A 7863-nucleotide genomic window follows, 5' to 3' on the forward strand; every position below is an offset into this window, starting at 1 on the left:
CGTCGTGAGTGGGCATCGCGGTCCAGGGAGCGGGTGGGGGGTGCCCCTCCCGCGCCGAAGTCATGGGGAGGGCGGAGCGGCCCGTACGAGCGGGCAGGCCACCGACTGGTACCCCAGCGGCTCGCGAGCGGCGCACGCGCAGGCTACCGTCCGCTGTCTCCACCGCCTCGCAGGCGGCTCCCGCAGGCTACCGCCCGGCTCCTCAGCGTCCGCGCAGGCGGCGTACGAGGATGCTCGCGTCGCCGCGCGACTCCAGGTCGGCCAGGACGACGGCGACCGCCTCCCGGACGATCCGGCCGCGGTCCACCGCGAGGCCGTGCTCACCGCGCAGCACCAGCCGGGCGTGTTCGAGGTCCATCAGCTCCTCGGCGGAGACATAGACCGTGATCTTCTCGTCGTGGCGCTCGCGCCCGCTGGGCCGGCGGCCCGCGGCCCGGCCGCGCCGGCGCGGCTGCCCGGCCTGCGGATGGGTGCCGCTCTCCGGCGCGGGGCGGCTCTTGGCCCGCTCCGCGGCCGCGCGCCGGTCGCCGGGCGCGTCCTGGGTGCCGCCGCCGTCGCGGCCGGCGTGCTCGGGCCTGGTGGTGGCGGCCGATCCGGCTGCCGGGGCTGTGTCGGCCTCGGGCGCGTCGGCCGCCGTGGTATCGCTCTCGCCGGCCGGGGCGGGCACCCGGGCCGCCTCGCCGCCCGCCGTGCGCCGCGCGGAGCCCGGCGAGGACTGCAGACCCATCCCTCCGGTGGTGCGGAACAGTTCGTCGGCTCCCGGCAGACTCACTCGGCGTGACACCGGGCGAGCACCTCCCTGGCGAGCTGGCGATAGGCGGCGGCACCGACCGAGTTGGACGCGTACGTGGTGATCGGCTCGCCCGCGACGGTGGTCTCCGGGAAGCGGACGGTGCGGCCGATCACCGTGTGGTAGACGTGGTCGTCGAATGCCTCGACGACCCGGGCGAGCACCTCGCGGCTGTGCACGGTGCGCGAGTCGTACATGGTCGCCAGGATGCCGTCCAGCTCCAGCTCGGGGTTGAGCCGCTCCTGGACCTTCTCGATGGTCTCGGTGAGCAGGGCCACACCGCGCAGCGCGAAGAACTCGCACTCCAGCGGCACGATCACCTTGTGGGCGGCGGTGAGCGCGTTGACCGTCAGCAGGCCGAGCGAGGGCTGGCAGTCGATGACGATGTAGTCGTAGTCCGGCAGCAGCGGCTTGAGCGCGCGCTGCAGGGTGGACTCCCGGGCGACCTCGCTGACCAGCTGCACCTCCGCGGCCGACAGGTCGATGTTGCTGGGCAGCAGGTCCATGTTGGGCACCGCCGTCTTCAGCAGCACCTCGTCGGCCGACATGCCCCGCTCCATCAGCAGGTTGTAGACCGTCAGGTCGAGTTCCATCGGGTTGACACCGAGGCCGACCGAGAGGGCGCCCTGCGGGTCGAAGTCGACCAGCAGCACTCGGCGCCCGTACTCCGCGAGCGCGGCACCCAGGTTGATGGTCGAGGTGGTCTTGCCGACCCCGCCCTTCTGGTTGCACATCGCGATGATCTTCGCGGGGCCGTGGTCGGTGAGCGGCCCGGGGATGGGGAAGTACGGGAGCGGGCGCCCGGTGGGGCCGATGCGCTCCCGGCGCTGCCGAGCGGCGTCCGGGGCGAGCGTGGCCGCGTACTCGGGGTCGGGCTCGTACTCCGCGTCGGGGTCGTAGAAGTGACCGTCGGGCAGGTCGTAGTCGGCGAGCGCGGGATCGGTGCCGCGCTGATCGCCGGCCATGGCGTTCACGATGTGGCCATCCATGCTCTGGGGGGCTGTCGCGTTGTTCTGGTGGGTTGCGAAGGTCTGGACAGCGACGGAGCCGACAGCCTTGAGGCCCGAAGGAGCCTGGCCCCGCGCAACCGTTCCTGGCTGACCACCCCCGGGAGAAAATGTCGACTCATTCACAAGTCGTCCTACCTCCTTGGTGACCAGGAAATTTCTCGATTGGTCAGCGTGACACCATGCCGACGGTTGGCGACTCTATGGCGTGTCGGCCGTTCACAGCAACACAATCCGCCGGAGACGGCCCGATGTGTCGGCAACGGAACACCGGTTGTCAAGGGTGTAAGCACCTTCTCGCACCGGCGACTCGGCGGAGCGAATCGACTGAAGGGTTACATTCGCGGCGACTTGGCGATCGCGAACGGGGACCCGGCGCCGGGCGTGTCGGGGTACGACGACGGCCGGGCCCTGCCCTGGGGCAAGACCCGGCCCGTCCCACCGTGTTGACGGTCCGACACGGTGTGCGCTACGGCGATCGGCGCGCCGGACCGGTCCGGACCGGTCGGCGGGTCAGCCGATCAGCACGCTCAGGTCCACGCAGGGCAGCCCGTGCGCCTCGGCCACCTCGGGGTAGACGACCTGGCCCTCGTGGGTGTTGAGGCCCTTGGCCAGGGCCGCGTCACGCCGCAGCGCCTCGCGCCAGCCGCGGTTGGCCAGCTCCACGATGTACGGGAGCGTGGCGTTGGCGAGCGCGTGGGTGGAGGTGTGGGGCACCGCGCCCGGCATGTTGGCGACGCAGTAGAAGATCGAGTTGTGGACCTTGAAGGTCGGCTCGGCGTGGGTGGTGGGGTGCGAGTCCTCGAAGCAGCCGCCCTGGTCGATCGCGATGTCGACAAGGACACTTCCGGGCTTCATCCGGGAGACCAGCTCGTTGGTGACCAGCTTGGGGGCCTTGGCACCGGGGATGAGCACCGCGCCGACGACCAGGTCGGCCTCGACGACGGCCTTCTCCAGCTCGAAGGCGTTGGACATGACGGTCTGCACCTTGGAACCGAAGATCCGGTCCGCCTCGCGCAGCTTGTTGATGTCCCGGTCCAGCAGGGTCACGTGGAAGCCCAGGCCGATGGCGATCTGGGTGGCGTTCCAGCCGGAGACGCCGCCGCCGATGATCACGGCCTTGCCCGCGGCCACGCCAGGGACGCCACCGGGCAGCACACCGCGCCCGCCGGCCGCACGCATCAGGTGGTAGGCGCCGACCTGCGGGGCCAGCCGGCCCGCGACCTCGGACATCGGGGCGAGCAGCGGAAGCGCGCGGGTGGCGGTCTCCACGGTCTCGTACGCGATGGCGGTGGTGCCGGACTCCAGCAGCGCGTCGGTGCACTCCCGGGAGGCGGCCAGGTGCAGGTAGGTGAACAGGGTCTGGCCCTTGCGGAGGCGGTGGTACTCCTCCGCGATCGGCTCCTTGACCTTCAGCAGCAGGTCGGCCGTGGCCCAGACCTCGTCGGCGGTGTCGAGGATGCTCGCACCGGCGGCGGTGTACTCCGCGTCGGTGATGGAGGAGCCGAGGCCGGCGCCCTGCTCCACGAAGACCTGGTGGCCGTTACGGACGAGCTCAAGCACACCGGCGGGCGTGATGGCCACGCGGAACTCGTTGTTCTTGACCTCGCGGGGGATGCCGACCTTCACGTGGATCACGGTCCTTGAATCTTGGGTATTCCTGGCGATACCGACATGTACAACCATGCCGGAAGATGTAGCGGCAGTCGCTATGCGACCAGTTTAATGAAGGATGTGGCGCTGTCTAGCCTTGCTTTGCATCAATCTTTCGCTGACCCGCTACTGGTTTCGCAGGTCTGCTCTGGCTTGGCCGTTGTATGGGGCGGTTGTTTCGCCTGTTGCACGAGTTCCGCTTGTTCCGTCTGGGCCGCGTTGGCCCGGGCCAGCAGCCGTTCCGCGGCGTTCCGGTGCAGCTCCGCCTCCGCCTCCTGACCCAGCCGGTCCAGGGCGTCCGCGGCCCGCAACCGCACCGCCGCCTGCAACCGCGGGTCGCCGGCGCGCCGCGCGCTCTCCACCGCTTCCAGACAGGTACGCAGCGCCTCCTGGGGACGTCCGGCGTACTGGTGTACCCGCGCCGTCTCGTACAGCGCTCGAGCGTGGGCCGGCAGATCGCCCAGCCGGCGGCTGGCCGCGGTGGCGGCCCGCCACTCGCGCAGTGCCTCGCCCCAGTTCCCGGCGTGGACGTGCACCGCGCCCAACCGCGCGTAGAGCCGGGCCTGGGCGACCAGGTCGCGCCGGGTCAGGTGCAGCGAGAGGGCCCGCCCGTACCAGTCGGCGGCCCGCGTCCAGTCGCGCAGTTCCTGGTAGGTGGCGCCGATCGACTCCAGCGCGCGGCCGGTCGGATACGGGTCCTCCGCCAGACGGGCCGCCTCCAGCGCGTCCTTGTACCGGCCCAGCGCCTCCAGGGTCCGCCCGGCCCGGGCGTCCAGGTCGCCGAGGTTGAGCAGCGCCGCCGCCTCCTCCAGCACCAGGTCCTGGCGGCGGGCCACGTCCAGCACCAACTGGTGCAGCTCGTACAGCTCCGGCGCGGCCCGCTCGGCGCCGCGGTGCGCGGCCAGCGCGTGGGTCAGCGCGGCCACCAGGCGGCGGGCCAGGGTGTCGAGCCGGCCGCTCTCCACGGCCATCCGGGCGGCCTCGCGCAGCTCCCGCAGCCGCTCCTCCAGCCAGCCGGCCGCGGCGGGCCGGGACGGGAAGCGCAGCGCCCTGGGCAGCGCCTCCAGCCTCTCGCGGGCCTCCCGGTCGCCGGCGGGCGCCGCCGCCCAGCAGCAGGCCTGCAGCTGGCGTACGGTCCGCTCCAGCATCCGGGCCCGGGCCAGCTCCCGGTCCTGGGGGCGCTCCTCCTCCCGCAGCGCGGCCTCCAGCAGCGGCTCCAGGCAGCCCGGCAGCTGGTAGCGCGGGGCGGCGCCGGGCCCGGGCGCGATCTCGGTGCGGCGCGGGGCGGCGGGGTCCGGCGCGGGGTGCCCGGGCAGCCGGCGCAGCAGCCCGTGCGCCACGAACTCCTCCAGCGTGGTGTGCGCCGTGGGCACCGAGCAGCCGGCCAGCGCGGAGGCGCTCAGCGCGTCCACGGTGGCGTCCGGGGCCAGTACGAGCATGCGCAGTATCCGGGCCGCGGGCGCCGGCAGCGCTCCGTAGGCGAGCCGGAAGGCGCGGGCCACCGGGCGCTCGACCCGCCCCTCCTCGTCCACGGCGCGGTCGGGGATCTCGCGCAGCCGCCGGGCCGCGTCGGAGACCGAGGCCAGGGGCCGGGCCGCCAGCCAGCCCCCCACCAGCGCCAGCGCGGCGGGCTGGCCGGCGCACAGCTCGACCACGGAGTCGGCGGCCACCGGGTCGCAGGTGATACGGGTCGGTCCGGCGTACCGGACCAGCATCTCCACGGCGGCCCGGCTGTCCAGCCCGCCCAGGGTGCAGGGCCGCACATCGGGGATACCGGTCAGCGGGCCCCGGGAGACGGCGACCACCAGGCATCCGGGCGCGCGCGGCAGCAGCAGGTCGACCTGCTCGGCGCTGTCGGCGTCGTCGAAGAGCAGCACCGCCCGCTTCCCGGCGAAGACCTCCCGCAGCCGGGCGGAGAGCTCCTCCTCGTCGGCCCCCGGCGGCGCGGACGCCCCCAGCGCGTAGAGCAGGTCCCGGGCGGCCGGCGCCGGGAAGGTGGGCTCGCCCTGCGAGGTGGTCAGCCGGACCCGCAGCAGCCCGTCCGGGTACTCGGCACGCACCCGCCGCACCAACTCCTCGGCCAGCGCGGTACGCCCCGAACCGGGCCGGCCCGCGATCAGCAGCACCCGCCCCCGGGGGACGCCTCGACCGGCCAGGGTGTCCAGCCCGGCGCCGTCGATGTCCGCCCGCAGCGCGCTCAACTCCCGCCGCCGCCCCGTCAGATCGGTCAACCCGGGCGAGGGCGCGAACCGCACCGCGGAGGGCCCGTACCCCCCGTAGCCCGCGGCCCGGGTCCCCTCGGCCTCGGCGACCGCCGTGCGCCCCGCACCGCGTTCCGCGCCCACCCGGTCCGCGCCGACGCGCCCCCCGGTCCCGCAATCGGCCAGGGCACGGGCCTTCCGGGAATCCCGCCGGGACCCGGGACGGCTCACCACGGGCCGGTCCGCCACCGCGACACCGGGGGAATCCGCGGACGCGGCACCGGGTCGGCCCCCGGACACCGGAGGGCCCACCACCGGGCCGGAACGATCACCCAGCGCCGAACGCTCCCCCGGCACCTCCGAACGACCCACCGCCGGGGCGGGGCCGTCACCGGCAGGGGGGCCGCCGGCCGGCGAACCGGGACGGTCACCGGGCTCAGGACGCCCCACCGCCGAGGCGGAACGATCAACCGGCACCGGACGCTCCCCCGGCACCTCCGGGCGACCCACCGCCGGGGCGGGGCCGTCACCGGAGACAGGGCTGCTCGCGGCGTCGCCAGGCGCCCGGGGCTCAGCCGGTACGGCACCGGCTGAGCCACCGGCCGCCGAGCCCGCCTCGGCCGCGCCGTCAGCAGGGTCACCCGCCGCGGGCCGCTCCCCCGGGCCGGCCCCGGCACGGCCGTGGGAGGCCATACGGTCCGCGGCACCGGCACCGCCGCCGACGCGGTCACCGACCGCCGCACCATCCGCGGCACCGGCCGCTGGGCGGTCCGCCCTCGGAGGACGGCTCGGCCCAGGGGTGGGTCGGTCCCCCGCGGGGGCACCGTCGCGGGCCGCGGGCCGCTCCCCCGGGGTCGGTCGGTCCAGGGGTGGGACGGGGCGTTCCGAGGCCACCGGGGTGCGCCCCGGGGCCGGGTCGCCGTCGGTGGGGGGAAGCTCGGGCCTCGGCCTCTCCCGGCGGCCGGGCGAGGGTTGCTTCGCCAGGCCGACGGCGGCCGACCGCCGCGTTCGGGGCGCGTTGGACGCGCCCTCCGTGCCGACCGCCTGCTCCGCCACGGGCCCCACTCCCGTCCACCTGGGTGTTCGAGCCCGACCGCGGGCGCGGTCGGGGTCGGGACGAGCGTAGTTCACCCGGAGTCAGGGCTTCGGCACTCCCGGCCGAGACCCCGGAAAAAAGATCACCTGATCGGATCCACCGATCGTCAGATTGACGCCGAAGGGATTGTCAGACCGGCATCACGAGGACAGAGCGCCCCCGCGGAACCCCGCCGCAGGGGGCCGGCGAGGACGCATCCGGGGTCGCCCGGCCCAGCGCGGGGCCCCGCCGTACGGGGCCGAACCGACCAGGACTTCGCGGTCCACTCAGGCGCCCCCGGCGGCTACGCCTCGTAGGGGCGGGCCGGCCAGGGAGCGTCCGCGGGGCGGAGGGCGTCCAGGCCGCCCTCCGCGGCGAGCGCGGACTTCAGCGCGAGGGCGCCGACCACCAGGCAGCTGTTGTGCAGGTCGCCCGCGAGCACCCCGCTCACCAGCTCGTCCAGCGGCACCCGGGCCAGCTCCATGTCGGCCTCCTCCTCGAAGGCCGCGAAGCGGTCGCCCGCGGCCTCGGAGATCCCTCGGGCGAGGAAGATCCGGATCGCCTCGTCGCAGCCGCCGGGGGTGCTGAACACATCGCTGAGCACCCGCCAGTCCTCGGCCTTGACGTGCGCCTCCTCGTACAGCTCGCGCTGCGCGGCGTGCAGCGGGTTCTCACCGGGGACGTCGAGCAGGCCGGCCGGGATCTCCCACAGCCGGTGCCGTACCGGGTGGCGGTACTGCCGCAGCACCAGGACGCGGTCCCGCTCGTCCAGGGCGAGGACCGCCACGGAGCCCGGGTGGACCTGGTAGTCGCGGGTGACCGTGGAGCCGTCGGGCATGACCACCCGGTCGGTGCGCACGCTGGTCTTCTTGCCCCTGAACGGCGTGCTGGTCTCGACGACCTGCCACTCCTCGGGGGTGTCCTGGATGCCCATGGTGTCCTTGCTCTGGAGGGTTCCGGCGTAGGGGTTCGGGGCTCCGCGCGGCTACCGGGGCCGTGGAACACGGATGCCGGGGCACCGGCCGCCTTCGGCCCGTACCCCGGCATCCACGCTATCGCTCCGGTCAGCCCTGCTCGGCCTGGCGCTGGGCCTGCTGCCGCTCGACGGCCGCCTTCACCAGCCCGGCGAAGAGCGGG

At 74.4% G+C, this 7863-nt stretch carries 5 protein-coding genes; all 5 read right to left on the reverse strand.

All coding sequences use genetic code 11. The annotated features are described in order from the left end of the window. Positions 1-202 precede the first annotated feature (202 nt). The 5 genes from E4099_RS25560 to E4099_RS25580 all read right to left on the reverse strand — a co-directional run bounded on the left by E4099_RS25560 (position 203) and on the right by E4099_RS25580 (position 7660). Entirely contained in the window at positions 203-784 is a 582-nt protein-coding gene (locus E4099_RS25560) for a hypothetical protein (protein WP_135341473.1), read from the reverse strand. Beyond that, positions 769-1779: a ParA family protein gene (locus E4099_RS25565; protein WP_425348274.1), complete on the reverse strand. Its 1011-nt coding sequence runs from the start codon at positions 1777-1779 to the stop codon at positions 769-771. Before E4099_RS25565 ends, E4099_RS25560 begins: the two co-directional genes overlap by 16 nt. A 531-nt stretch (positions 1780-2310) precedes the next feature. Beyond that, entirely contained in the window at positions 2311-3426 is a 1116-nt protein-coding gene (gene ald, locus E4099_RS25570; protein ID WP_135341477.1) for an alanine dehydrogenase, read from the reverse strand. 131 nt (positions 3427-3557) lie between these two features. Further along, on the reverse strand, positions 3558-5705 hold the full coding sequence (locus E4099_RS25575) for a tetratricopeptide repeat protein (protein ID WP_245245160.1): 2148 nt from the start codon (positions 5703-5705) through the stop codon (positions 3558-3560). A 1325-nt stretch (positions 5706-7030) separates the two neighbouring features. Further along, on the reverse strand, positions 7031-7660 hold the full coding sequence (locus E4099_RS25580) for an NUDIX domain-containing protein (RefSeq protein ID WP_135341476.1): 630 nt from the start codon (positions 7658-7660) through the stop codon (positions 7031-7033). Positions 7661-7863: the final 203 nt, after the last annotated feature.

Origin of the sequence: Streptomyces palmae, assembly GCF_004684805.1 — a bacterium.
In the GTDB taxonomy this organism is placed as follows: domain Bacteria; phylum Actinomycetota; class Actinomycetes; order Streptomycetales; family Streptomycetaceae; genus Streptomyces; species Streptomyces palmae.